The 24555-nt window shown below is 70.8% G+C and carries 31 protein-coding genes; 12 read left to right on the top strand and 19 right to left on the bottom strand.

Annotated elements, in window-relative coordinates:
- Positions 1 to 53: 53 nt before the first annotated feature.
- The 9 genes from ASE87_RS14795 to ASE87_RS14755 all read right to left on the bottom strand — a co-directional run bounded on the left by ASE87_RS14795 (position 54) and on the right by ASE87_RS14755 (position 6018).
- Entirely contained in the window at positions 54 to 341 is a 288-nt protein-coding gene (locus ASE87_RS14795; RefSeq protein WP_043595940.1) for an HU family DNA-binding protein, read from the bottom strand.
- Positions 342 to 446: 105 nt separating this feature from the next.
- Positions 447 to 752 (bottom strand): 30S ribosomal protein S14, encoded by a 306-nt coding sequence (gene rpsN / locus ASE87_RS14790; protein ID WP_043595941.1) that lies wholly within the window; start codon positions 750 to 752, stop codon positions 447 to 449.
- A gap of 2 nt (positions 753 to 754) precedes the next feature.
- A complete protein-coding gene (gene rpmG, locus ASE87_RS14785) occupies positions 755 to 922 on the bottom strand; it encodes a 50S ribosomal protein L33 (protein ID WP_043595944.1) in 168 nt (55 codons plus the stop codon).
- Positions 922 to 1158, bottom strand: coding sequence for a 50S ribosomal protein L28 (gene rpmB / locus ASE87_RS14780; protein WP_043595945.1), 237 nt, complete (start codon positions 1156 to 1158; stop codon positions 922 to 924). Before rpmB ends, rpmG begins: the two co-directional genes overlap by 1 nt.
- 244 nt (positions 1159 to 1402) lie before the next feature.
- Positions 1403 to 1816 carry a Fur family transcriptional regulator gene (locus ASE87_RS14775; protein WP_043595961.1) on the bottom strand — a complete coding sequence of 138 codons (414 nt, stop codon included), beginning with the start codon at positions 1814 to 1816 and terminating at the stop codon, positions 1403 to 1405.
- A 22-nt stretch (positions 1817 to 1838) separates the two neighbouring features.
- Positions 1839 to 2729: a metal ABC transporter permease gene (locus tag ASE87_RS14770; RefSeq protein ID WP_043595947.1), complete on the bottom strand. Its 891-nt coding sequence runs from the start codon at positions 2727 to 2729 to the stop codon at positions 1839 to 1841.
- Entirely contained in the window at positions 2726 to 3607 is an 882-nt protein-coding gene (locus ASE87_RS14765; protein WP_369814019.1) for a metal ABC transporter ATP-binding protein, read from the bottom strand. Before ASE87_RS14765 ends, ASE87_RS14770 begins: the two co-directional genes overlap by 4 nt.
- Positions 3604 to 4605, bottom strand: a complete 1002-nt coding sequence (locus ASE87_RS14760; protein ID WP_056230103.1) for a metal ABC transporter solute-binding protein, Zn/Mn family — start codon at positions 4603 to 4605, stop codon at positions 3604 to 3606. The genes ASE87_RS14765 and ASE87_RS14760 overlap by 4 nt, the downstream gene beginning before the upstream one ends.
- A 153-nt stretch (positions 4606 to 4758) precedes the next feature.
- Positions 4759 to 6018 carry a PTS transporter subunit EIIC gene (locus ASE87_RS14755; RefSeq protein ID WP_043594110.1) on the bottom strand — a complete coding sequence of 420 codons (1260 nt, stop codon included), beginning with the start codon at positions 6016 to 6018 and terminating at the stop codon, positions 4759 to 4761.
- Between the two features lie 216 nt (positions 6019 to 6234).
- Here ASE87_RS14755 and ASE87_RS14750 point away from each other — a divergent pair, with 216 nt between their 5' ends.
- Entirely contained in the window at positions 6235 to 6468 is a 234-nt protein-coding gene (locus ASE87_RS14750) for a glucose PTS transporter subunit EIIB (protein WP_054145886.1), read from the top strand.
- Entirely contained in the window at positions 6465 to 6923 is a 459-nt protein-coding gene (locus ASE87_RS14745; RefSeq protein WP_056229926.1) for a PTS glucose transporter subunit IIA, read from the top strand. The genes ASE87_RS14750 and ASE87_RS14745 overlap by 4 nt, the downstream gene beginning before the upstream one ends.
- Positions 6924 to 6946: 23 nt before the next feature.
- Here ASE87_RS14745 and ASE87_RS14740 read toward each other — a convergent pair whose 3' ends face one another.
- From ASE87_RS14740 to ASE87_RS14720, 5 genes are all read right to left on the bottom strand, one after another.
- Positions 6947 to 7678 carry a GntR family transcriptional regulator gene (locus ASE87_RS14740; protein WP_056230100.1) on the bottom strand — a complete coding sequence of 244 codons (732 nt, stop codon included), beginning with the start codon at positions 7676 to 7678 and terminating at the stop codon, positions 6947 to 6949.
- A gap of 148 nt (positions 7679 to 7826) precedes the next feature.
- Positions 7827 to 9356, bottom strand: coding sequence for a dihydrolipoamide acetyltransferase family protein (locus tag ASE87_RS14735; RefSeq protein ID WP_056229924.1), 1530 nt, complete (start codon positions 9354 to 9356; stop codon positions 7827 to 7829).
- A gap of 10 nt (positions 9357 to 9366) precedes the next feature.
- Positions 9367 to 10395 (bottom strand): alpha-ketoacid dehydrogenase subunit beta, encoded by a 1029-nt coding sequence (locus tag ASE87_RS14730; RefSeq protein WP_056229921.1) that lies wholly within the window; start codon positions 10393 to 10395, stop codon positions 9367 to 9369.
- Positions 10392 to 11552 carry a thiamine pyrophosphate-dependent dehydrogenase E1 component subunit alpha gene (locus tag ASE87_RS14725; RefSeq protein WP_056229918.1) on the bottom strand — a complete coding sequence of 387 codons (1161 nt, stop codon included), beginning with the start codon at positions 11550 to 11552 and terminating at the stop codon, positions 10392 to 10394. The genes ASE87_RS14730 and ASE87_RS14725 overlap by 4 nt, the downstream gene beginning before the upstream one ends.
- A gap of 30 nt (positions 11553 to 11582) precedes the next feature.
- A complete protein-coding gene (locus ASE87_RS14720; protein ID WP_056229914.1) occupies positions 11583 to 12653 on the bottom strand; it encodes a histidinol-phosphate transaminase in 1071 nt (356 codons plus the stop codon).
- Positions 12654 to 12761: 108 nt separating this feature from the next.
- Here ASE87_RS14720 and ASE87_RS14715 point away from each other — a divergent pair, with 108 nt between their 5' ends.
- From ASE87_RS14715 to purB, 3 genes are read left to right on the top strand one after another with little or no spacing between them, the layout of a single operon-like run.
- A complete protein-coding gene (locus ASE87_RS14715) occupies positions 12762 to 13169 on the top strand; it encodes a phage holin family protein (protein WP_043594100.1) in 408 nt (135 codons plus the stop codon).
- Entirely contained in the window at positions 13166 to 13672 is a 507-nt protein-coding gene (locus ASE87_RS14710) for a low molecular weight protein-tyrosine-phosphatase (protein WP_255350958.1), read from the top strand. The genes ASE87_RS14715 and ASE87_RS14710 overlap by 4 nt, the downstream gene beginning before the upstream one ends.
- Complete coding sequence (purB, locus tag ASE87_RS14705; protein ID WP_056229911.1) at positions 13669 to 15051, top strand: adenylosuccinate lyase; 1383 nt, start codon at positions 13669 to 13671, stop codon at positions 15049 to 15051. The genes ASE87_RS14710 and purB overlap by 4 nt, the downstream gene beginning before the upstream one ends.
- Positions 15052 to 15178: 127 nt before the next feature.
- On the opposite strand, the gene ASE87_RS14700 is transcribed toward purB, so the two are convergent.
- From ASE87_RS14700 to ASE87_RS14690, 3 genes are read right to left on the bottom strand one after another with little or no spacing between them, the layout of a single operon-like run.
- The gene (locus tag ASE87_RS14700; protein WP_043594098.1) at positions 15179 to 15424 is read right to left on the bottom strand and encodes a hypothetical protein; all 246 of its coding nucleotides are present in this window, start codon (positions 15422 to 15424) and stop codon (positions 15179 to 15181) included.
- Positions 15421 to 16119, bottom strand: coding sequence for a DUF308 domain-containing protein (locus tag ASE87_RS14695; RefSeq protein ID WP_235472359.1), 699 nt, complete (start codon positions 16117 to 16119; stop codon positions 15421 to 15423). Before ASE87_RS14695 ends, ASE87_RS14700 begins: the two co-directional genes overlap by 4 nt.
- 34 nt (positions 16120 to 16153) lie before the next feature.
- The gene (locus tag ASE87_RS14690) at positions 16154 to 16837 is read right to left on the bottom strand and encodes a hypothetical protein (protein ID WP_156155487.1); all 684 of its coding nucleotides are present in this window, start codon (positions 16835 to 16837) and stop codon (positions 16154 to 16156) included.
- A 158-nt stretch (positions 16838 to 16995) separates the two neighbouring features.
- Between ASE87_RS14690 and ASE87_RS14685 the strand changes: the two genes are divergently transcribed.
- Entirely contained in the window at positions 16996 to 18138 is a 1143-nt protein-coding gene (locus ASE87_RS14685; RefSeq protein WP_056229906.1) for an acyl-CoA desaturase, read from the top strand.
- A gap of 40 nt (positions 18139 to 18178) precedes the next feature.
- Here ASE87_RS14685 and ASE87_RS14680 read toward each other — a convergent pair whose 3' ends face one another.
- The gene (locus ASE87_RS14680) at positions 18179 to 18376 is read right to left on the bottom strand and encodes a hypothetical protein (RefSeq protein WP_137847395.1); all 198 of its coding nucleotides are present in this window, start codon (positions 18374 to 18376) and stop codon (positions 18179 to 18181) included.
- A 128-nt stretch (positions 18377 to 18504) separates the two neighbouring features.
- On the bottom strand, positions 18505 to 19074 hold the full coding sequence (idi, locus tag ASE87_RS14675) for an isopentenyl-diphosphate Delta-isomerase (RefSeq protein WP_043594089.1): 570 nt from the start codon (positions 19072 to 19074) through the stop codon (positions 18505 to 18507).
- Positions 19075 to 19092: 18 nt separating this feature from the next.
- Here idi and ASE87_RS14670 point away from each other — a divergent pair, with 18 nt between their 5' ends.
- From ASE87_RS14670 to ASE87_RS14645, 6 genes are read left to right on the top strand one after another with little or no spacing between them, the layout of a single operon-like run.
- Entirely contained in the window at positions 19093 to 20163 is a 1071-nt protein-coding gene (locus tag ASE87_RS14670; protein WP_082059877.1) for a polyprenyl synthetase family protein, read from the top strand.
- On the top strand, positions 20160 to 21041 hold the full coding sequence (locus tag ASE87_RS16530) for a phytoene/squalene synthase family protein (protein WP_056229901.1): 882 nt from the start codon (positions 20160 to 20162) through the stop codon (positions 21039 to 21041). The genes ASE87_RS14670 and ASE87_RS16530 overlap by 4 nt, the downstream gene beginning before the upstream one ends.
- On the top strand, positions 21038 to 22741 hold the full coding sequence (gene crtI, locus ASE87_RS15895) for a phytoene desaturase family protein (RefSeq protein WP_171007279.1): 1704 nt from the start codon (positions 21038 to 21040) through the stop codon (positions 22739 to 22741). Before ASE87_RS16530 ends, crtI begins: the two co-directional genes overlap by 4 nt.
- Positions 22741 to 23115, top strand: a complete 375-nt coding sequence (locus ASE87_RS14655; protein WP_056229898.1) for a lycopene cyclase domain-containing protein — start codon at positions 22741 to 22743, stop codon at positions 23113 to 23115. The genes crtI and ASE87_RS14655 overlap by 1 nt, the downstream gene beginning before the upstream one ends.
- Positions 23112 to 23528 (top strand): lycopene cyclase domain-containing protein, encoded by a 417-nt coding sequence (locus ASE87_RS14650; protein ID WP_082452700.1) that lies wholly within the window; start codon positions 23112 to 23114, stop codon positions 23526 to 23528. The genes ASE87_RS14655 and ASE87_RS14650 overlap by 4 nt, the downstream gene beginning before the upstream one ends.
- Complete coding sequence (locus ASE87_RS14645) at positions 23525 to 24508, top strand: prenyltransferase (protein WP_369814018.1); 984 nt, start codon at positions 23525 to 23527, stop codon at positions 24506 to 24508. The genes ASE87_RS14650 and ASE87_RS14645 overlap by 4 nt, the downstream gene beginning before the upstream one ends.
- Positions 24509 to 24555: the final 47 nt, after the last annotated feature.

Here is a 24555-nt window from a genome sequence, read left to right as displayed (position 1 = left end):
CGGGACGACCGATGGTCGTCACGCCCCTTCTCGGGTGCTCGTGAGAGCGAGGACTACTTGACGGCAGCCTTGAGCTTGCTGCCGGCGCTGACCTTGACGCTGTCGCTGGCGGCGATCTCGAGGGCCTCACCCGTCTGCGGGTTGCGGCCGGTGCGAGCGGCGCGGTGCGTCTTCTCGAAGGCGATCCACCCGGGGATGGTGACCTTCGTGCCGTCGGCGACCGACTTCGAGACGACGGAGAAGAACGCGTCGACGACGCCGCTGACGGCGGCCTGGCTCTGGCCGGACTCGGATGCGACAGCTGCGACGAGCTCGGTACGGTTCAGTGACTTGTCAGCCATGTAAATGTCCTCCTCGGACTTCATTCGGTGTGACGAGACACGGCGTTCACCATGCCTGTGCGATCGAGACCAGAGAGCCGAGGGCCCTGTGGAACCGGTTGAAACCTACCAGGAAGACTTCGTGATGCCCGGCAACTCGCCACGGTGGGCCATGTCGCGGAACCGCACGCGGCTGATGCCGTAGGCCTTGAGGTGACCGCGGGGGCGGCCGTCGACCGAGTCGCGGTTGCGGAGGCGGACCGGCGACGCGTTGCGCGGCAGCTTCTGCAGACCGAGGCGAGCGGCCTCGCGGCTCTCGTCGGAACCGTTCGGGTCGATCAGGGCCTTCTTCAGCTCGAGACGCTTCTCGGCGTAGCGGGCCACGATCTCGGCGCGCTGGTTGTTCTTGGCGATCATGCTCTTCTTGGCCATTTTTAGCGCTCCTCGCGGAATTCGACGTGCTTGCGAATCACCGGGTCGTACTTCTTCAGCACGAGACGGTCGGGGTTGTTGCGACGGTTCTTCTTGGTCACGTACGTGAAGCCGGTGCCCGCCGTCGAGCGGAGCTTGATGATGGGACGGACGTCCTGTTGACGAGCCATTAGATCTTCTCCCCACGAGCGAGCAGGTCCTTGACGACCGACTCGATGCCACGAGCGTCGATGACCTTGATGCCCTTGGCGCTGAGCTGCAGCGTCACGTTACGACGAAGCGACGGCACGTAGTACGTCTTCTTCTGGATGTTCGGGTCGAAACGACGCTTGGTGCGTCGGTGCGAGTGCGAGATGTTGTGTCCGAAGCCGGGAACGGCTCCGGTCACCTGGCAGGTTGCTGCCATGGTTTTCCTCCGTAGATACCGTGAGGGCCGGAGCCCTCACCCAAGGTCACTTGTCGGCGCGCCGGTCCCCCTTGCCCGATCGAAGGATCGGGCGATGGTGCCGGGAGGCGGTGCACATGGGCGCAGAGAGCGCCCAACCAAAGGGAGAGCTTACGCGACACGCCCGGACCCACGCAACCCGCGCCTCCTCGGCCCGGTCGGCGAGGCCGTGCGGACGCGAGGCGCGGGGACGAGGAGGCGCGGTTCAGCGGATCGCGGAGGCGTCGGCCGCCGCGCGGGCCTCGGCCGTGCACGCGGGGCACAGGCCGAACACGTCGACCACGTGCTGCGCCTCGGTGAACCCGTGCAGCGCGGCGACGTGCTGGGCCCAGGTCTCGACCTCGTCGGCCTCGATCTCGACGGTGGTGCCGCAGTTGCGGCAGATGAGGTGGTGGTGGTGCGTGCCCGGGGTGCAGGCGCGATAGAGGCTCTCGCCCTCTTGTTGCAGGGAGTCGGCCGAGCCGTCGGCGGCGAGGTCTGCCAGGGCCCGGTAGACCGTGGCCAGGCCGATGCCGGTCTCGCGCAGGTGGGCGTGCAGCGCCTGGGCGCTGACGAACCCCTCGCTCGTGCCGAGTGCTTCTCGCACGGCCTCGCGTTGCCACGTGTTGCGTCGGACCACCACGTCGTCCTGCCTCTCTGTGTCAGACCCCGGTCGAGGCCAAGGGTACCCGCGGGCCCCTGCGCTGCTTCACGGCGGCGGTCGTCCGACGCCAGCTGACCAGGCGGCAGACGAGCCAGATCGTGAACGAGATCGTGGTGACGTAGGGGCTGATCGGCAGGCCGCCGCCGAGGGCGAGCAGGATGCCGCCGACGACCGAGACGACGGCGAAGGTCACGCTCAGCACGGGCACGAGTCGCGGGTTCACGGTCAGCCTCAGCGCGGCCGCGGCGGGTGTCACGAGCAGCGAGAGGACGAGCAGCGCCCCGATGATCTGCACCGACACCGCGACCGACAGGCCCAGCACGAGCATGAAGACGATGCCGAGCGTGCGCACGGGAACACCCGCCGCCGCGGCGACGTCGGGGTCGACGCTGGCGAAGGTCAGCGGACGCCAGATGACGATCAGCGTGACGATCACGACGGCCGAGATGGCGACCAGCCAGCCCAGCTGCGGGTTGTCGACCGACACGATCTGGCCGGTCAACAGCCCGAACTTGTTGGCCGACCGCCCCCGGTAGAGCGCCAGGAAGAGGATGCCGAGGCCCAGGCCGAACGGCATGAGCACCGCGATGATCGAGTTGCGCTCCCGTGCCCGGGTGCCCAGCAGCCCGATCAGCAGGGCGGCGATCAGGCTGCCGACGAGCGAACCGCTGACGACGTCGACGCCGATCAGCAGGGCGGCGGCGGCGCCGGCGAACGAGAGCTCGCTGATGCCGTGCACCGCGAAGGGCATGTTGCGCGTGATCACGAAGGGCCCGATCAGGCCGCCCACCAGGCCGAGCACGGCGCCCGCGATGACGCTGTTGCGCACCAGCACGAGCAGCTCGCCGAAGTCCTGGAAGCTGAACAGCTGCGACCACAGGTCGGTCATCGGACGAGCCCTTCGTCGTCGTGGTGCTCGTCGACGTGGTGGTCGTGCCCGTCGTGGCTGCCGACGATGACGATGCGCCCCATGGTGCGGATCACGTCGACCGGGGTGCCGTAGAGGTCGCTCAGCACGTCGGCGCGCAGCACCTCGTCGGGCGTGCCGATGCGGAACCGGCCCCCGGCGAGGTAGAGCACGCGGTCGACGACGTCGAGGATGGGGTTGACGTCGTGCGTGACGAACACGACCGCGGCGTTGCGGGCGCGCCGCTGCTCGTCGATCAGGCGGGTGACCTCGCGCTGGTGGCGCAGGTCGAGCGAGATGAGGGGTTCGTCGCAGAGCAGCAGGGCCGGCTCGGCGGCCAGGGCCTGACCGACGCGCGTGCGCTGTTGCTCGCCGCCGCTGAGGCTGGCGACCGGCGAGGTCGCGAACGACGTCGCGCCGACCTCGTCGACCAGGGCGTCGATGCGAGCCCGTTCGGCGGCCGACTCGCGGCGCGGCCCCCAACGGTGACCCGTGACGCCGAGCGCGATCATGTCGCGGGCGCGCAGCGGGGTGCCGGACTCCATCAGCCGTTGCTGCGGCACGTAGCCGATGCGGCGGTGGCCGCGCCCGACCGGTCGGCCGAGGAACTCGATGCTGCCCTCGGTCAGCTGCTGTTGCCCGAGGATGGTGCGCAGCATCGTCGTCTTGCCCGCGCCGTTCGGCCCGAGCACGGCGATGAACTCGCCCGGCCGCACGTCGAGGTCGAGCCCCGACCAGAGCGTGCGGGCGCCGAACGAGACCCCGGCGTCGCGGAGGCGCAGCACGGCATCGCCGCCGCCACCGGCCGAGGAGGCGCGGGTGGCGGCGGCGACGGAGGTCGCGCCGGACGGGTCGGTCACTCGCCGAGGGCCGCCGAGATCGCGTCGATGTTGCTCTGTTGCCATGCCACGTAGTCTTCCCCCTCGGGCAGCAGCTCGGTGACCGGCACGATGGCGACGCCGGCGTCGGTCGCGGCCTTCTCGACCTGCTCGGTCTCGGGGCTCGAGGTCTGCTCGTTGTAGGCGAGCAGGTCGACCTTCCCGTCGGTGAAGAGCTTCAGGGTGTCGTTGAGCACGGCGGGCGAGACGTCGTCGCCCTCCTCGATGGCCTCGGAGAACTCCGCCGGCGTCACGTTGACCAGGCCCATGGCGTCGAAGAGGTAGCCGGGTACGGGCTCGGTGTAGGCGACCGGGTCGCCGTCGTGGGCCGTCTTGATCGACGCGGCCTGCGCCTCCAGGTCGGCGATCTTCGTGCCGAAGGCCTCGGCGTTCGCGGTGAAGGTGTCGGCGTTCGCCGTGTCGACGCGGCCGAACTCGTCGGCCAGGGCCGTGGCGAGCTTCGCCATGCTCGGCAGGCTGTAGAACACGTGCTCGTTGAACGCGGCGTGGTCGTGGTCGGCGTGGTCGTCGGCCTCGGGGGTGGCGTCGTCGCTCGCGGCGTCGGTGGCCTCGTCGGCGTGGTCGTCGTGCCCGGCCTCGGGGTCGAGCCCCGAGACGTCGACCGCGTTGACCACGGTGGCGTCGGTGCCGCTCGCGTCGACCATCGTGTCGACGAACGAGTCGTAGCCGCCGCCGTTCTCGACGACCACGTCGGCCTTCGAGACGGCCAGCTGCGTGCGGGCGTCGGCCTCGTACGAGTGCGGGTCCTGCGAGGGGTCGCTGATGATGCTCGTGACGTCGACCAGGTCGCCTCCGACGGTCTTCGCGATGTCGCCGTAGACGTTGGTCGACGTGACCACCGAGATCGCGCCTCCGTCGGCGGTGTCGGTCGAGCCCGAGGCGCCCGTGGCGCAACCGCTCAGCACGAGGGCCGCGGCGGCGGGCAGGACGAGCAGGGTCGGCAGCGAGCGCATCTTCATGGTCGTCACGCTATTGCTACTGATAATGATTGTCAAAACGAGGAGGCGCGGGTCGACCGAGCGCGCCTCCTCGGCTGGTCGGCACCCCAGGAATGCGCCGAGACCCCCGTGCGCGCACGGGGGTCTCGGTCACTTCCTGGGGTCTCGCCGGACCTAGGCCTTCGTGGCGGCCTCGACGGACTCGGCGCCGGCGGCGTCGTCGTCCTCGCGACCGGGGGTCTTGAGGTTCCACTTCTTGATCACGAAGCTGAACAGGACGTAGTAGACGACCGCGTACCCGAGCCCGATCGGGATCAGCCAGATCGAGTTCTGCGAGATGTTGAAGTTCAGCACGTAGTCGATCAACCCCGCCGAGAAGGTGAACCCGGTGTGGATGTCGAGCGCGTTGACCAGCATCATCGACGTCCCGGTCAGCACCGCGTGGATCACGTACAGCGGCCAGGCGACGAACATGAACGAGAACTCGAGCGGCTCGGTGATGCCCGTGATGAACGCGGTCAGCGCCGTCGACAGCATGATGCCGCCGATCAGCTTCTTCTTCTCGGGGCGGGCGTGACGCCAGATGGCCAGGGCCGCCGCGGGCAGGGCGAACATGAAGATCGGGAAGAACCCGGTCATGAACACCCCGGCGCTCGGGTCGCCGGCGAAGAAGCGGTTCAGGTCGCCGCGCACGACCTCGCCGCTCGCGTTCGTGTAGTCGCCGACCAGGAACCAGACGACCGAGTTGAGGATGTGGTGCAGGCCGGTGGGGATCAGCAGGCGGTTGGCGACGCCGTAGACGCCGCTGCCGACGACGTCGTTCGACGCGACCGCCTGGCCGATGCCGGTGAGGGCGTTGTTGAACAGGGGATAGATGAACGACATGACGACGCCGACGACCAGGCCCGTGACGGCGGTGAGGATCGGCACCATGCGACGGCCGGAGAAGAACCCGAGGAAGTCGGGCAGCTTCGTGCGGTAGAAGCGCTGCCAGATCATCGCCGAGAGGATGCCCATCACGATGCCGGCCAGCACGCCGTAGTTGATGACCTCGGGGTCGCCCGTCGGGGTCTCGCGGCCGGCGAGCACGACCGGCGACATGGCCTTGAAGACGCCGTCGATCACCATGTAGCCGACGACCGCGGCGAGGGCGGTCGAACCGTCCGACTTCTTGGCCCAGCCGATCGCGATGCCGACCGCGAAGATCAGCGGCAGCCAGGTGAAGACCGCCTGCCCGGCCGCTCCGATCACCGAGGCGCCGGTCTCGAAGCCCGGGATGGCGCCGAGCAGGTCGTCCTGCCCGAGGCGCAGCAGGATGCCCGCGGCGGGCAGCACGGCGATCGGCAGCATGAGGCTGCGCCCGAGGCGCTGCAGCACCGCGAACGCGGCCGAGCCCCTCTTCTTGGTCGGGGCCGACTCGGTCGTCGTCGTCATCAGGTGGTCCTCTCGTCGGTGAGCAGCCGTGGTGCGGGGGTGGGTGTCGTGCGGGCGGAGGCGGTTCGGGAGGCGCGGGTCGCGTCGAGCGCGAAGCCAGCCCGGTCCTGTCCGGTCATGACCAGTGAGTGGTAGTTTCCTCAGACCGACGGGTGGTGTCAACTAGGACGACCCCCCTGTCACCGCGAGGGACCGACCCACGGAGGAGAACAACTCATGTCGAAAGCACAGGCCATGATCGACGGACTCGGCGGCGCCGACAACATCGAGGAGATCGAGGGCTGCATCACGCGCCTCCGAACCGACGTGCGGGACATCTCCCTCGTCGACGACGCCGCCCTCAAGGCCGCGGGAGCGACGGCCGTCGTCCACGCGGGCGGCAGCGTCCAGGTGATCGTCGGCACGATCGCCGACTCGCTCGCCGAAGACATCAACGACCTGCTGCCGTGACCACGGTCGTCTCGCCCGTCGCCGGCCGGGTGACGGCGCTCGCCGAGGTGCCCGACGCCGTGTTCGCGGGGCAGCTCGTGGGCGCGGGCGTCGCTGTCGAGCCGAGCGCGCCTCCTGCCGGTGGCCTGGTCGCCGTCGTCTCGCCCGTCACGGGCGAGATCGTCAAGCTGCACCCGCACGCGTTCGTCGTGGTGGGGGAGTCGGGCACGGGCCTGCTCGTGCACGTCGGCATCGACACCGTCAAGCTCGGCGGCACGGGCTTCGAGCTCGCCGTCGCCGAGGGCGCGACCGTCGCGGCGGGCGACCTCGTCGTCCGCTTCGACCCGGCCGTCGTGGCCGAGGCGGGCTACTCGGCGGTCATCCCGGTCGTCGTGCTCGACAGCACCCCCGACAGCGTCCCGCAGCGGGCCGTCGGCACGACCGTCGCCTCGGGCGAGCCCCTCTTCGACCTCTGAGGCCGACGCGTCGCGGTCGGGAGTCAGTCGGGCATCGTGCCCGACTCGACCTGCATCTGCAGGCGGTAGCGGTCGGAGCGGTACCAGCTCTTGGCGTGTTCGAGCGGGACGTCGCCGGCGAACGAGATCCGGTCGAAGTACATCACCGGGGCGCCCTCGCTCGTGCCGAGCAGCGTGGCGACGTCGGCGTCTGCCCCCTCGGCGCTGACGGTCTGAGTCGCGCGCGTGATCGGTGTCGCGTAGTCGCCGTCGAGGGTGCGGTACAGCGACCTGCTGAGGTCGTGGTCGAGGAGGCCGGGCAGGCGGTCCGCGGGATACCAGCCGTCGTCGATGCTGACCGGCACGCCGTCTGCCAGTCGCAGGCGCTTGACGTGGAACGCCGACGCGCCGGCCTCGAGTCCTAGCGCGGCGGCCGTCTCGGGCGGGGGAGTCGTCTCGGCCTTGACCAGCACGACCGTGCTCGGCACGTGACCCAGCTTGGTCATCTCGTCGGTGAACGAGGCCAGGTGCAGCGTCGACTGCACCACGCGGTGCGCCACGAAGGTGCCCTTGCCCCGGACGCGGGTCAACCAGCCCTCGTTCACGAGTTGCCCCACGGCCTCGCGCACGGTGATGCGGCTGACGCCGTACTCGAGCATGAGCTGGCGCTCGCTCGCGATCGCCGAGCCGGGCTGGGACCCGGCCGCGAGGCGCTGCACGATGGAGCGCAACTGCTCGTGCTTCGGCACGGCTCCGTCGGTGATGTGCTCGGTCATGGTCCCCTCGTCGATCACGCCCGAGGGTGGTCCCATCTGGTCATGACCGGTCGTCCTGCACTCGACGTTAGTCCACGCCGTCCCTCCCCAGCCAGGCGAGAGCCCGGCCGACCGCGCCGTTCTCAGGAACGGACGGGGAGGCGCGGCGTCAGTCGAGCAGGAGCGCCGGCTCTTCGAGGACGCTCGCCACGTCGGCCACGAAGCGGCTGGCGACGTCGCCGTCGACCACGCGGTGGTCGAAGCTCGCCCCGATCGTCGTCACCATGCGCGAACGCACCTCGCCGTCGACCACCCAGGCCTTGGGCTTGATCGTGCCGAGGGCCACGATCGCGACCTCGCCCGGGTTGAGGATCGGAGTGCCGGTGTCCATGCCGAAGACGCCGATGTTGGTGATGGTGATCGTGCCGTCACGCATGTCGGCGGGCGTCGTCTTGCCGTCGCGCGCGGTCAGCGTCAGCTGCTCGAGGGCCTGGGCCAACTCGAGCAGGCTCATCGACTGGGCCTCTTTGACGTTCGGCACGATCAGGCCACGGGGGGTCGCCGCGGCGATGCCGAGGTTGACGAAGTGGCGCACGAGGATCTCGCGGTCGGTCCAGGCCGAGTTGACCATCGGGTTGCGGCGCACGGCCCAGATGATCGCCTTGGCCATGATCAGCAGCGGCGAGACCTTGACGCCGGCGAACTGCGGCGACGCCTTGAGCCGCTTGACGAACTCCATCGTGCGGGTGGCGTCGACGTCGACGAACAGGCTGACGTGCGGGGCGGTGAACGCCGACGACGTCATGGCCGCGGCGATGGCCTTGCGGACGCCCTTGACCGGGATGCGCTCGACGCGCTCCTCGCCCCACTCGGGCGTCTCGATGTTGCGGAAGACGCTGGCCTGCTGGGCGTGACGGATGACGTCGTCGCGCGTGACCTCGCCGGCCAGGCCGGTCGGCTGGACGACGGCGAGGTCGACCTCGAGGTCCTTGGCCAGCTTGCGGATCGGCGGCTTGGCGATGATCGGCAGGGCCTGCGCGGCGGGCACCGACGTGGTGGGGCGCCGCCGGGCCTGCTCGGCGACGCGCAGCTGCCGCGCGTCGACCTCGGTCTGCGACGGGCGACGGCGGCGGGTCGAGCCGTGACCGCCCGCGGCGCCGTAGCCGACGAGCACGGCACCCGAACCGGAGTCGGCAGGGGCCTCGGGTGCGGCCTCGGGTGCGTGCGCCACCGAACCGGTGTCGCCGTCGGCGCTGACCGCGTCGGCCGAGCGGGCCGGGGCGACGGGGGTCGAGCCCTCTGCCGACGCGGGGGCGGTGGGTGCCGCGGGTTCGGCCTGACGGGCACGCTGTGCCGAGAGCGCCTCTTCGTTCTGCGACACCACCTGCGCCGTGCGCGCGAGTCCGCCCGACTCGAGCGACTCGGACTCGGCGGCACGACCCGACGGGGTCGCGGGTGCCGACGAGTCGCCGACCCTGATGATCGGGGTGCCGACGTCGACCGTGGTGCCCGGTTCGACGAGGATGCTCTCGACCACACCGGCGTAGGGCGACGGCAGCTCGACGAGCGACTTCGCGGTCTCGATCTCGACGAGCACCTGGTTGATCTCGACGTTGTCGCCGGGGGCGACCTTCCATTCGACGATCTCGGCCTCGGTCAGGCCCTCGCCGACGTCGGGCAGGGTGAATTCGCTGGTCATGTCGTGACTCCTAGTAGGCCAGGGCCCGGTCGACCGCCTCGAGCACGCGATCGGCGTCGGGCAGGTACTGCGTCTCGAGCTTGGCAGGAGGGAAAGGGGCGTCGAAGCCGCTGACGCGCAGCACGGGCGCCTCGAGCGAGTAGAACGCCTTCTCGGCCACGGTGGCGGCGATCTCGGAGCCGACCGAGACGAAACCGGGGGCCTCCTGGGCCACCACGAGACGCCCGGTCTTGCGGACCGACTCGAGGATGGGCCCGTAGTCGACCGGCGAGAGCGAGCGCAGGTCGACGACCTCGGCCGAGACACCCTCGGCTGCCGCGATCTCAGCCGCCTGGAGCAGCACGCTGACCATCGCTCCGTGCCCCAGCAGGGTGACCTCGGTGCCCGTCCGGACGACACGGCTCGCGTGCAGCGGCGCCTGCGGGTCGCTCAGGTCGACCTCGCCCTTGGGCCAGTAGCGGCTCTTGGGCTCGAAGAACATGACGGGGTCGTTCGACGCGATCGCCTCCTGGATCATCCAGTAGGCGTCGTGCGGTGTGCTCGGGCTGACGACGCGCAGCCCCGCCGTGTGGGCGAAGTACGCCTCGGGGCTCTCCTGGTGGTGCTCGACCGCGCCGATGTGTCCGCCGTAGGGCACCCGGATCACGACAGGCATCGTGACCGCACCCTCGTGACGGTTGGTCATCTTGGCGAGCTGCGACGTGATCTGGTCGAAGCCGGGGTAGATGAAGCCGTCGAACTGGATCTCGCAGACCGGGCGGAAGCCACCCATCGCGAGTCCGATCGCGGTGCCCACGATGCCCGACTCGGCGAGCGGGGTGTCGATGACGCGCTTCTCGCCGAACTCGGCCTGCAGCCCCTCGGTCACGCGGAAGACGCCACCGAGCGTGCCGATGTCTTCTCCCATCAGCAGGACGCGCGGGTCGTCGGCCATGGCCTTGCGGAGTCCGGCGTTGATCGCCTTGCCGAGCGGCATGGTCTGCACGGAGGCGCGGGACGACTCGACTGTGCCGGTCGGGTTCTCGGCGGTGTCGGTCATGCTGCCCCCTCGTCGGTGGTCGCGGTCTCGCCCACGCCGCCGAAGCTCTGCTCGTAGGTCGCCAACCACTGCTTCTGCTCGGTCATCAGCGGGTGCGGCTCGGAGTACACGTGGTCGAAGATGAGGCCGCGGTCGGGGTTCGGCAGCGAGACCGTGCGCCGTCGGACGTCGGCTCCGAGGTCGTCGCCCTCGGTCTCGAGGTCGGCGAAGAACGCATCGCCCTCGCCTCGGTTGCGCAGGAAGGCCTCGAACCGCGTGATCGGGTCACGGGCGATCCACGACTGCAGCTCGTCGTCGGTGCGGTACTTGGTGGGGTCGTCGGACGAGGTGTGCGCGCCGACGCGGTAGGTGAGCGCCTCGATGAAGCGGGGCCCACCGCCGCCACGGGCGGCCTCGAGGTCGCGGCGGCTGACGGCGTAGCTCGCGAGCACGTCGTTGCCGTCGACCTGGGTGCCGGGGATGCCGAAGCCGCCGGCGCGGGCGACGAGGGGCGTGCGCGACTGGCGTGCGACCGGCACGCTGATCGCCCACTGGTTGTTCTGCAGGAAGAACAACTCGGGGGTCTGGAAGCTCGCGGCGAACACCAGGGCCTCGCTGACGTCGCCCTGGCTGGTCGCGCCGTCGCCGAAGAACGTCACGACGGCCTGGTCGACCTCGGGATCGCCCGTGCCGCTCTTGCCGTCGAGGCCGAGCCCCATGGCGAAACCGGTCGCGTGCAGCGTCTGCGAGCCGATGACCAGCGTGTAGATGTGGAAGTTCTGGTGCTCGGCGGGGTTCCAGCCGCCGTGCGTGTGCCCGCGCAGCAGGCGCAGGATGTCGACCGGGTCGATGCCGCGGGACAGGGCGACCGCGTGCTCGCGATAGGACGGGAAGAGGTGGTCCTGCGGACGGGTGGCGTGGGCCAGGCCGACCTGGGCCCCCTCTTGGCCGTGGCTCGGCACCCACAGGGCGAGCTGACCCTGGCGGGCCAGTGCCGCGGCTTCGCGGTCGAACCGACGGGTCAGCACCATGTCGCGGTGGAGGGCGCGCAGCCCGTCGTCGCCGAGGGCGTCGACGTAGGGGCGGAACTCGTCGGCCGCGGCCGACTCGACCACCTCGCCCGACGGCGACAGGAGCTGGACGGGCGGGGGCGCGTCGGTCGCTTCGGAGGAAGACATGGCGTCCAATCTATTCCGCGGCATATGCCGTCACCGGGATGTGAGGTCGGCGACCTGCTGGGCGGCGTGCAACAGCTTGTCGACCGACGACGGCTCGCCGATCGTGACGCGGACGCCCTCGCCCGCGAACGGCCGGACGACGACCCCGTGGTCGGCGAACACCTGGGCCGCGGTGGCCGTGTGCTCGCCCGTGGCGAGCCAGACGAAGTTACCCTGGGCCTCGGGGACCGTCCACCCCTGGTCGATCAGGGCGCGTCGCACCTGGTCGCGCAGCAGGACGATGCGGTCGACCCGCGCGAGCAGCTCGTCGGCGTGGTCGAGCGAGGCGAGGGCCGCGGCCGCGCCCTGCTCGGTGACGGCGAGGGGGATGGCCGTGGCCCGCGCGGCGTCGAGCAGGTAGGAGGCGCCGATCGCGTACCCGACGCGGAGTGCGGCCAGCCCGTACGCCTTGGAGAAGGTGCGCAACAGGACGAGGTTCGGGTGCAGCTCGGTGAGCGTCTCGCCGTCGACGGCCGTGCTGTCGGTGACGAACTCGGCGTACGCCTCGTCGAGCAGCACGAGCACGTCGTCGGGCACCGCGGCCATGAACGACTCGAACTCGCTCGTCGACACCGTGGTGCCCGTCGGGTTGTTGGGAGAGCAGACGATGACGACGCGGGTGCGGTCGGTGACGGCCGCGGCCATGGCCTCGAGGTCGTGGCTCCCGTCGGCGAGCAACGGCACCTGGACGCTCGTCGCACCGGCCACCGTGACGAGCCCCGGGTAGGCCTCGAACGAACGCCAGGCGTAGACGACCTCGTCGCCGACCGAGGCCGCGGCGAGCACGAACTGGGCCAGCAACGAGACCGACCCCGCGCCGACGTGCACCTCGTCGACGGTGACGCCGAACCGGGTGGCGAGAGCGGTCCGCAGGGCCGTCGCCGAGGCGTCGGGGTAGCGGTTGAGCGAGACGGCGCCACGGACGGCCTCGACGACCGAGGGGAGGGGTTCGAACGGGTTCTCGTTCGACGACAGCTTGAAGGCGTCGGGGGACGCCTGTTTGCCCTGGCGGTAGGGCGGGAGGGCGGCGATCTCGGGACGGAGTCGGACGGGAGTGGTCACGCGGTCAGCCTATGGGGCGGGGGCCGCGTCGCGGCAGGGCACCGCGCCTCCTCGGGGGATCCGGTCGGGCACTACCGCCCGTGGAGGAGAGGTCGGCATGATGGGGGCATGACCCGATTCGTCGTGAGGCTGCTCATCAACGCGGTGGCCCTGTGGCTCACCACGCTGCTCGTGTCGGGGGTGACGGTGACGCCCTACGGAGCAGGAGGCACCCCCGAGACGATCGTGACCTTCCTGCTGCTCGCCCTGGTCTTCGGCATCGTCAACGGCGTGGTCGGCACGGCGATCCGGGTGGTGGCCTTCCCTCTCTACGTCCTGACGCTCGGCCTGATCGCGTTGATCGTGAACGGGCTGCTGCTGCTGATCGTGGCGTGGATCTCGGATCTCTTCGGCTTCGGGTTGACGATCGACGGTTTCTGGTGGGGCGTGATCGGTGCCGTCGTGCTCGCGGTCTTCGCCTGGGCCATCGGCGTCGTCGTCCGCCCCGTGGTCGGGCGGGGTGACCGGAAGCGGTGAACCGGTTCCGCATCTGCTTCGTCTGCACGGGCAACATCTGTCGTTCGCCCATGGCCGAGACGGTGCTGCGCTCGCTCGCCGACGACGCGGGCCTCGGCGACCGGGTCGAGGTCACGAGCGCGGGCACCGGCGACTGGCACGTCGGCGAGGGGGCCGATCCCCGCACCGTCGAGGCCCTGGAACGCCGCGGCTACGATGGTTCCCGGCACCGGGCGAAACAGTTCGAGGCCGACGACTTCGCGCGCTACGACCTCGTGGTGGCGTTCGATCGCGGCCAAGAACGCATCCTCCGGGCCTGGGCAGGCGACGACGCCGACCGCTCGAAGGTGCAGCTGCTGCTCACCTTCGCTCCCGACGCGGCGCCGGCGGGCGGCGGTCTCGACGTCCCCGACCCGTACTACTCCGACGCAGGACTCTTCGACGAGGTGCTCGACATGGTCGAGCGCGCCTGCTCGGCCCTCTTCCGCCAGATCGAACCCGCACTCCGCAAGGGACAGTCATGACGTTGCCTCCTCAGCCCCTCAGCCCGCTCGACGGCCGCTACCGCTCGTCGGTCGGCACGCTGGGCGACCACCTCAGCGAGGCGGGGCTGAACCGGGCCCGCGTGCACGTCGAGGTCGAGTGGCTCATCGCCCAGACCGACCGCGGCGCGTTCGGCTCTGCCCCGCTCGACGACGAGCAGAAGCGGGCACTGCGGGCCGTCGTCACCGACTTCGGCCAGGCTGCGATCGACGAGCTCGCCGGCCTCGAGGCGACGACCCGGCACGACGTCAAGGCGGTCGAGTACTTCGTCCGGGCCCGTCTGGCCGAGCTCGGGCTCGACGAGATCGCCGAACTCACCCACTTCGCCTGCACCAGCGAGGACATCAACAACCTCTCGTACGCGGTCACCGTCAAGGCGGCCCTGTTCGACGTCTGGCTGCCGGCCTTCGACGCCGTCCTCGCCGCCCTCACCACCTGGGCCACCGACGCGCGCGACGTGCCGATGCTCGCGCACACCCACGGGCAACCGGCGACGCCGACCACGGTCGGAAAAGAGTTCGCCGTCTTCGCGCACCGCCTCCAGCGCCTGCGCTCGCAGATCGTCGGCACCGAGTTCCTCGGCAAGTTCAGCGGGGCGACCGGAACCTTCTCGGCCCACGTCGTCGCCGACCCCGGGCTGGACTGGCCCGCGACGGCCCGCGCCTTCGTCGAGGACGCCCTCGGGCTGACCTTCAACCCGCTGACGACACAGATCGAGTCGCACGACTGGCAGGCCGAGCTCTACTCGCGCGTCGCCCACGCCAACCGCGTGCTGCACAACCTCGCCACCGACGTGTGGTCGTACATCTCGATGGGCTACTTCACGCAGATCCCGCAGGCGGGGGCGACCGGGTCGTCTACCATGCCGCACAAGATCAACCCGATCCGCTTCGAGAACGCCGAGGCCAACCTCGAGATCTCGTCGGCGCTCTTCGACTCGCTGGCCTCGACCCTGGTCACCAGTCGCCAGCAGCGCGACCTCACCGACTCGTCGGCCCAGCGCAACATCGGGGTCGCCTTCGGTCACTCGATGCTCGCGCTCGACAACCTGCGCCGTGGCCTCGGCGAGATCGCCGTCGGCACCGTGACGCTCGAGTCCGACCTCGACTCCAACTGGGAGGTCCTCGGCGAGGCCATCCAGACGGTGATCCGCGCCGAGGTCGTCTCCGGACGATCGTCGATCGACGACCCGTACGCCATGCTCAAAGAGCTCACCCGCGGCAAGCGCGTCGGGCAGGCCGAACTGGTCGCGTTCGTCGAGGGCCTCGACGTCTCCGACGAGGCGAAGCAGCGCCTCGTGGCGCTGACCCCGGCGACCTACACGGGCATCGCGTCGCAGCTGGTCGACCGCCTGGCCTGACCCCAGGAGGTGCGGGCCGGCCCGTCAGGACGGCCTGCGCACCCGAGGGCGCCGCGCGGCGGATCAGCGGCCGACGGGCCGCGACGGAGCAGCGGCCGAGAGGCCGCGGCAGTCGATCCGCGTCGCGTCAGTGGCCGCGGGGCTTGTCGGCGTCGTCGATCTCGTGGCGTTCGTCGTCGTTGGGCTTGGCCGCGAGGGCGAGCATGGCGATGGTGACGAGCGCGACGATGAAGCCGATGCAGAGGAAGATCAGCGCGAGTTGCAGGTCGCGCGTCGTCATGAGGACGACGAGGCCGACGAAGGCGGCGAAGACCCCCGACAGGCCGAGGAACTCGGCGGGGCGGAACCGGTCGCGCCAGGTGGGGTGGGTCATGACGTTCGTGCCTTGTCGTCGGGGGTGTCGACAGCGGCCGGGTGACCGGTCTGCCATTTGAGCGAGAGGCCGGCGATCACGAGGAAGACGCCGACCAGGGCGCCGTAGGCGCCCAGGATGCCGACGAGCACGGTCGAGGACGTCAGTTCGCCCTCGATCTGCTCGATGCCGCCGAGCTGCTGGCTGTAGTCCGGCGGGACGACGAGGAAGACCACGGCCAGGGCCAGGGTGAGCACGCCGACGGTCGTCCAGTCACGGGCGAGCGGCGAGCGACGACGACGGCGCAGGCCGGTCAGCAGTTCGAGGACGCCCGTCAGCACGGCCCAGGCCGTGACGAAGGCGACCAGCACGGGCAGCTGTCCGTGCGAGAAGACGAGGCAGAGAGCGCCGATCACGGCACCGACGACACCCTGGAGCACGGCGATGGTGCGGCTCGATCGGTCGGACAGGCGCAGGGCCGAGCCCGCGGCGAGCACGACGCCGCCGACGACCGCCGACGACCCGAAGGCGAGCAGGCCGACCTGCGGTGAGTGATCGGGGGTGAAGGTGATCGCGGCGGCGGCCGCGAGGGCGGGGACGGCACGCAACACGGGCACGGGCCAGTACGCGGAGGGCGAGGGGTCGACGCCCCGGTCGGAGGGGTCGGGCGACGCCACGGGGGCGGTCGCGCCGGAGTCGTGGTGCGCAGGCGTCACGAGACCTCTTTCACGGGTGGGGGACCCGCCGAGTTTACCGCGCGCTCCTGAACGCCAGGCGGCGGGCGGTGCCGAAGGTCAGTGGCCAGCCGCGGCCCCTGAGCGTCGTGAGTTGACGGGCCATGCCGGAGGGCGTCACCCGCAGCACCCCCTCGGACTCGAGCGACAACCCGGTGAGCACGCCGTCCATCACGCGTCGGGTGGAGGCCAGCCCCTCGGCCGTGTGCAGCTGGTCCGCGATCAGCACGCCGGCCGGCAGGCGGCTGACCCGGGTGTAGGCGGTCGTCGTGTCGGCCCAGGTGGATCGCCAGTCGGGTCCGACCTCTTTGACGCACTCGATCAGGCGGGCCGTCGCGACGTCGGGGTCGGGGTCGTCGACGGTGAGCAGTCGGTAGTACGTGCGCCGGACGCCCGCGGTGCTCATGAAGAGCAGGTCGACGTAGCCCGCCACGACCGAGGCGGGCCGCGGCCCGGTGCCGACGACGGTGCCCCCCGTGACCCACGAGCCGTGGCCGTCCTTGGCGTCGGGCCAGGTCTCGACGAGCACCTCGAGCCCCGAGATCTCGATCTCGCGTACCGGTGCGGCCGAGGCCGCGGCCTCGAGGGCGCGGTGCCGCAGCCCGTGCCCCTGTCGGGCGTCGCGCTCGCCCGTGCGGTAGGGCACCTGCTCGAGGTCGTGGACCACCCCGCTGAGACGCTCGACGAAACTGGCTGTCACGTGTGACAGGTTACGTGTGACATACGAGTGAGGGCAAGCGCGTCACGACACGGCGATCTCCCGACACCTTCCCAGCCCACGCCGTTACGTTCGCAGCATCTTCGGGCCGCCTCCGGCCCATCCACCCGGCTGAGAAGTCGACCAGCCGCGGGAGCCCGATGACCGCCACCGTCCCCACGACCCCCCGAACCTCGTACCCGCGCATCGTCCACGCGCCCGCAGGTGCCGCGCCCGCCGGGTTCCGACCCACCGTCGCGGGCCAGGTCGGCAAGCCGACCAGCACCTACTCGAGCCTGCTCAAGTCCGTGCGCGAGGCGGGCCTGCTGCAGCGCCGCACCGGCTTCTACGTCACGGTCTTCGTCGTCCTCGTCTCGTGCCTCGGTGGCGCGGCCACCGGGTTCGTCCTGTTGGGCTCGAGCTGGTTCCAGCTGTTGATCGCCGCTGCCCTCGGCGTCATCCTCACGCAGTTTGCGTTCCTCACGCACGAGGCCGCGCACCGCCAGGTGTTCGAGTCGGGCACGCGCAACGACAAGGTCGGTCGCGTCCTCGCGGCCGGCGTCGTGGGCATCAGCTACGCGTGGTGGATGACCAAGCACAGCCGCCACCACGCCAACCCGAACACCAAGGGCAAAGACCCCGACATCGCGTTCGACACGATCTCGTTCCTCGAAGAGGACGCGGCGAAGCAGCGCGGCGTGCTCGGCTTCGTCACCCGTCGTCAGGGCTACTTCTTCTTCCCCCTGCTGCTCGGCGAAGGCGTCAACCTGCACGTGACGTCGTTCCGCACGCTGCTCGGCCGTGACAAGGTCGAGGGCCGCGCGCTCGAGATCACGCTGATCGCCGTGCGACTCGTCGCCTACTTCGGCGTCGTCTTCTGGTTCCTGCCGCTCGGCATGGCCTTCGCCTTCATCGGCGTGCAGATGGCCGTCTTCGGCCTCTACATGGGATCGTCCTTCGCCCCGAACCACAAGGGCATGCCGATCATCCCCGAGGGTGCGAAGGTCGACTTCCTGAGCAAGCAGGTGCTCACCTCGCGCAACATCACGGGTCGGCACTCGACGGCCTTCATGGGCGGGCTGAACTACCAGATCGAGCACCACCTGTTCCCGAGCATGGCGCGTCCCAACCTGCGCGCGGCCAGCGCCCTGGTGAAGGCGCACTGCGCCGAGCACGGCATCCCCTACACCGAGACGACGATCGGCAAGTCGTACGCGATCGTGATCCGGTACCTCAACCGCGTCGGCCTCTCGGCCCGCGACCCGTTCGACTGCCCCGCGGCGTACGCCATGCGTCCGCGCTAGGCCGCGTCGAGCACGGAGAGCGCAGGAGGCGCGGGCCGGGTCAGGCGGACCGGCTCGCGCCTTCGTCGTCCCCGAAGAAGTCCTCGTAGCGGACGGGACGTGCGTCGCCCGACGCGGCCCCCGCCTCCCGGGTCGCCGAGGAGTGGTCGCGGTCCCCGACCGCTCGGGACTGGTGCTTGGGGTAGGGGTGGATCGCGACCGGGGACGTCGTCGCGTCCCTCGTGTAGGTGGAACCCACGGTCGCCTCCCGTCGCGGGCCGGACGTCGCATCCGGTCCCTCGATCGCCACGATATGAGTGCGCGAGGCCGTTCGCGAGGGGCTTGTCAGGCCCCTCGGCGGGGGCTACCGTCGAAGGTTCGGTGCTCTCAGGCGGGCCAGGCGGCCAGCTGCCAGCCCAACCAGGGCGAGAAGGCGAACGGCGCGGCCGCGACCGCGTCGCGCAGCTCGGCGGGCTCGACCCAGGCCCATTCGGCGACCTCGTCGGGCGAGGGGTCGGGCAGGCCCACGGCGCGGGCCGTGAAGACCGGGCAGATCTCGTTCTCGACGACGCCCGAGGCGTCGGTGGCGAGGTACCGGAACTCGGGCAGGATCACCTCGACGTCGCGGACCTCCATGCCGAGCTCTTGGTGGGCGCGCCGCATCAGCGCCTCGGCCGGCGTCTCGCCGGGGGCGGGGTGGCCGCAGAACGAATTGGTCCAGACGCCGGGCCAGGTCTTCTTCGACAGGGCGCGACGGGTGACGAGGACGCGGCCGAGGTCGTCGGTGACGTGGCAGCTGAAGGCCAGGTGCAACGGCGTCGTGGCGGTGTGCACGGTCGCCTTCGCGGTCGTGCCGATGGGCGTGCCCTCGTCGTCGAGCAGTACCACGAGCTCGTCGTGCGCGCCGGGGCGGTCACCGGACGTCGGCTGGGGATGCGTCGAGATCTCACGGGTCATGAGAGGTAGTCTGCCCTGGTGGACGGTGATCACCTGCACGCAGGCACGCGGGCGAGACACGATCGTGTCGACGCCGTCCTCGACGACTTCTTCGCGCTGGCCAAGCGCCGCGCCGAGTCGGTGGGCTGGCGATACGTCGACCTGTGGTCGGTGCTCGAGCGCAACAGCGCCGGGGGCAAGCGTTTCCGGCCCCGCATGGTCTTCACGGCCTACGACGCCCTCGGGGGCACCGACGACGAGGCCGTGGCCCGGGTCGGCGCGGCCTTCGAGCTGCTGCACACGGCCCTGATCGTCCACGACGACGTCATCGACCGCGACTTCTCGCGGCGCGGCATCCCCAACGTCTCGGGTAGCTATCGCGACACCGCGACGACGGCGGGCATCCCGACCCCCGCGGCAGAGCACCGGGGCATGTCGGCCGCCGTGATCGCCGGCGACCTCGCCCTGACCGGGGCCAGCCGCATGCTCCTCGGCATCGGTTGCCAGGACCACGTCCGCACGCGTTTGCTCGACCTGCTCGACGAGGCGATCTTCGTCAGCGCGGGCGGAGAGATGGTCGACGTCGAGTTCTCGCTGTCCGCCGACCTGCCGACCGTCGACGAGATCCTCGAGATGGAGCGCGCCAAGACGGCCGTCTACTCGTTCGAGGCACCGCTGCAGGCGGGCGCCGTCTTGGCCGGTGCGGGCGAGGCCGTCGTCACGGCGGTCGGCGACTTCGGCCGCGAGGTCGGGGTCGCGTACCAGGTGGTTGACGACCTGCTCGGCGTCTTCGGCACCGAAGAGGCGACCGGCAAGACCACACGCGGCGATCTGCGTGAGGGCAAGCGCACGGTGCTCGTCGCCCACGCCGCGACCACCGACGAGTGGTTCACGATCCAGCCGTTCATCGGCAAGGCCGACCTCAGCGAGGCCGAGGCCGAGCACGTCCGTGGTCGCCTCGAGGTCTGCGGCGCCCGCTCCTTCGCCGAGGGACTCGTCGAGCAGCACGCCCGCCGTGCGCTCGACGTGCTCGACCGGGCCGAGGTGCCCGAGTCGTTGCGCGAGGCGTTGACGCCGGTCGTCCAGGACGTCCTCGAGAGGGTGCGATGACGGGCCTGTCGCTGTACGACTCCGTGGCCGACGCGACCGCGGGAGGCGTGATCCGCCGCTATTCGACGTCCTTCGGCCTGGCGTCCCGCCTGCTGGGCGGCGAGGTGCGGCAGCACGTCGAGAACGTGTACGCGCTCGTGCGCGTCGCGGACGAGATCGTCGACGGCCCCGCGACCGAGGCCGGTCTGGGCGCCGAGGCGGCCGGCCGGTTGCTCGACGGCTTCGAGGCCGAGACCGAGCGGGCCCTGGTCGAGGGATTCAGCCCCAACCTGGTCGTGCACGCCTTCGCCCGCACCGCCCGCGCCACCGGGTTCGGTGCCGAGCTCACCGCTCCCTTCTTCGCCTCCATGCGGGCCGACCTCAGCGCCCGCGAGCACGACCAGGCCTCGTTCGACGCCTACGTGTACGGCTCGGCCGAGGTCGTCGGCCTGATGTGCCTGAAGGCGTTCCTGCAGGGGCACCCCTTCCCGTCGAGCACGGTCGCCGAGCTCGAAGAGGGGGCTCGCCGCCTGGGCGCGGCCTTCCAGAAGGTGAACTTCCTGCGCGACCTCGCGGCCGACTTCGAGCAGCTCGGCCGCAGCTACTTCCCCGGTGTCGACGTGACCACGTTCGACGAGCAGACCAAGACGAGACTGGTGCGAGACATCGACGACGACCTCCGCGTGAGCGGCGAGATCATCCCCGTGCTGCCGACGTCCTCGCGTCGTGCGGTGGCACTGGCCCACGGCCTGTTCGCCGAGCTGAACCGGCGTCTCGAGGCGACCCCCGCCTCCTCGCTCGTCCGGGCGCGCGTGCGCGTGCCGAACCCGGTCAAGGTCCGCATCGCCGCGGGGGCCGCGGCCGGTCGCGTCACGCGCCTGCCCGAGGCCCGCGCATGAACCGCGACACGGTCGACCGCGGGGCCACGGGGGCCGGCACCGGTGCGCCCGACGAGTCGCACGGCCTCAGCGTCACCCGCCACGGCCGCCGCGTCGTCGTGATCGGTGGTGGCATCAGCGGCCTGGCCTCGGCCGCGCTGCTGGCCCGCGAAGGCCACGAGGTCACCCTGCTCGAGAAGAACGATGAGGTCGGCGGCCGCGCCGGGTCGTGGAGCCACGAGGGCTTCCGCTTCGACCTCGGCCCGAGCTGGTACCTCATGCCCGAGGTCTTCGACCACTTCTTCCGCCTGATGGGCACGTCGGCGGCCGAGCGCCTCGACCTCGTCGAACTCGACCCGGGCTACCGTGTGCTGTTCGAGCCGACGCCCGACGACCCCGCGGCCAGCGCACCGATCGACGTGCCGCGCGGGCTCGAGCAGAACGTCGAGCTCTTCGAGCGCGTCGAGCCCGGCAGCGGCGAACGCATGCGCCGGTACCTGCGCTCGGCCCGCGACACCTACGAGATCGCCAAGCGGCGGTTCCTCTACACGAGCTTCGGCAGCCTCACGCCGCTGCTGCGCGGCGACGTGCTGGTGCGCCTGCCGAAGCTGGCGCGGCTGCTGCTGACGAGCCTCGACTCGTACGCCTCCCGCACGGTGACCGACCCGCGCCTCCGACAGATCCTGGGGTACCCCGCGGTCTTCCTCGGTTCGTCGCCGTTCGACACCCCGAGCATGTACCACCTGATGAGCACGCTCGACCTCGACGACGGCGTCCTGTACCCGCAGGGTGGCCTGATCTCGGTGATCGAGGCGATCCGCGACGTGGCCGTCGAGGCCGGGGTGACCGTCGTGACCGGCGCGGCGGTGACGCAGATCGTCACGCAGCCGCTCGCGGCCGAGGGCGCTGCCCTGCCACGCGGCTCGAAGGCGACCGCCGAGGCGACCGGGGTCGACTGGACCGACGCCGAGGGCGAGACGCACCGCGTCGACGCCGACCTCGTCGTCAGCGCGGCCGACCTGCACCACACCGAGACGCAGCTGTTGCCGCGCGAGCTGCGCACCTACGACTCGTCGTACTGGGCGAAGAAGAACCCCGGGCCGAGCGCCCTGCTGCTCTACCTGGGCGTCGAGGGCGAGATCCCCGAGCTCGAGCACCACACGCTGCTCTTCGCCCGGGACTGGCACGAGAACTTCGAGCGGATCTTCGGTGCCGACAAGCGCATCCCCGACCCGCCGTCGCTGTACGTCTGCAAACCGAGCACGGTCGACCCGTCGACGGCGCCCGCCGGTCACACGAACCTCTTCGTCCTGGTGCCGCTGCCCGCCGACCCTGCGCTCGGCTCCGGCGACGTCGACGGTGACGGCGACCCGATGATCGAGCGGCTCGCCGACGGCGTCATCGCCCAGATCGCCGAGTGGGCGCACGTGCCCGACCTCGCCGACCGCGTCGTGGTCCGACGCACCCGCGGACCGCGGGACTTCGTCGACGACGTCAACGCCTGGAGCGGCAGCATGCTCGGCCCCGCGCACACGCTCGCCCAGAGCGCCCTGTTCCGCACCGGGAACGTCTCGACCCGCGTCGACTCGCTGTTCTACGCCGGCGGGTCGGTCCGCCCCGGCATCGGCCTGCCGATGTGCCTGATCAGCGCCGAGGTCCTGCTCAAGAACCTGCGCGGCGACACCAGCACCGAGCCGCTCCCCGAGCCCGCCGCCGGCTGATGGGGTTCGTCTACCTCGCGGCGTTGCTCGTCTCGCTGTTCGGCATGGTGATGCTCGACCGCAGGTTCCACCTCTTCTTCTGGCGCGACGTGCCCCGGGCCGCGGTGACGCTGCTGGTCGGCGTCGTGTTCTTCCTGATCTGGGACGTCGTGGGCATCGACCTCGGCATCTTCTTCCGGGGCGAGACCTCGTTCATGACCGGCGTCCTGGTGGCGACCGAGCTGCCGCTCGAAGAGGTCTTCTTCCTGGCGCTGCTCTGCTACCTGACGATGAACCTGCTGGCCGGAGCCCGGATGGCGGCGGCGGTCGTCCTCGACCGGCGTGACGAGAGCCACGCGCGGGCCGGTCGCCGGGCGGACGGCGTGGCGTCGTGACCTACTGGGCCGTCAACGCGGTGTTCCTGTCGATCGTCGCGGTGCTCGGGGTGCTGGCGCTGGTGGCCGCAGGGGTGCGTGGCCGGGCCGCGCGCGCCTCCTCCTCCCCGGCCGAGAGGTCGCGGCGGCGACGCGAACGGCTGCTGGGGGCGGGCCTCGCGACGGGCGTGCTGCTCGTGATGACCGCCGTGTTCGACAACGTCATGATCGGCATCGGACTGGTCGGCTACGACGCCGCCCGCATCAGCGGCGTCTTCGTGGGCATCGCCCCGCTCGAGGACTTCGCCTACGCGGTCGCGGCGCTCGTCCTGCTGCCCTCGGTGTGGGTGCTGCTCGGCGGCCCCAAGACGCCCCGCGCTCCCGCGGCGCCGGCGGCCGGCGGATCGACGACCGTGAAGGAGGCGCGCTCGTGAACACGCTCAAGGCCCTGTTCGTCTCGTCCCGGCCCCTGAGCTGGATCAACACGGCGTTCCCGTTCGCGGCGGCGTACGTGCTGACGTCGCTGCTCGCGCCGACGACGACCGGGTACCTGGGCTCGTACCAGCCGCTGTCCCAGATCGACGTGACGCCGGCCGGCACGGAGGCCGTCATCTTCTCCGCGGCCGAGAACGTGCTGGGCCCGGTGAACTGGCTCGTACTGATCGTCGGCGCGCTCTACTTCTTGATCCCCTACAACCTCGCGATGTACGGCATCAACGACGTCTTCGACTACGAGAGCGACCTGCACAACCCGCGCAAGGGCGGCGTCGAGGGCGCGCTGCTCGATCGCAGCCTGCACCGCACGACGTTGCGCGCGGCGGTGATCACGAACGTCCCGTTCCTGGTGTTCCTCGTGGCGGTCGGCAGTCCGCTGAGCTGGCTCGTGCTGGCCGTCAGCGTCTTCGCCGTGATCGCCTACTCGGCCCCCGGCCTGCGCTTCAAAGAGCGCCCCTTCGTCGACTCGATCACCTCGAGCACGCACTTCGTCAGCCCCGCCGTCTACGGTCTCGTGCTGGCCGGGGCCACGTTCACGCCCCAGCTGTGGGCGCTGCTCGGGGCGTTCTTCCTCTGGGGCGTCGCGAGTCACGCGTTCGGTGCCGTGCAGGACGTGCTGGCCGACCGCGAGGGCGGCATCTCGTCGATCGCGACCGAGATCGGGGCCCGCTCGACGGTGCGTCTCTCGGTGGTGGCCTACCTGCTGGCCGGCGTTCTGCTGACCTTCACCGAGTGGCCCGGGCCGCTCGCGGCCCTGCTGACCCTGCCCTACGCGATGAGCTGCGCCCCGTGGTGGAACGTGACCGACGACCGGGCCGAAGAGGTCAACCGTGGGTGGCGGCGCTTCCTGGCCCTCAACTTCGTCAGCGGGTTCGTCGTGACGATGCTGATGATCTGGTGGGTCTTCCTGCGGAACTGACGCCGCGCCTCCTGCGCTCGTCGCCCCTCGGCCCGCCGGGTCGGGCG

This window comes from Frigoribacterium sp. Leaf44 (genome assembly GCF_001421865.1).
GTDB lineage: Bacteria > Actinomycetota > Actinomycetes > Actinomycetales > Microbacteriaceae > Frigoribacterium.
This window is presented reverse-complemented; position numbering and strand designations above follow the sequence as displayed.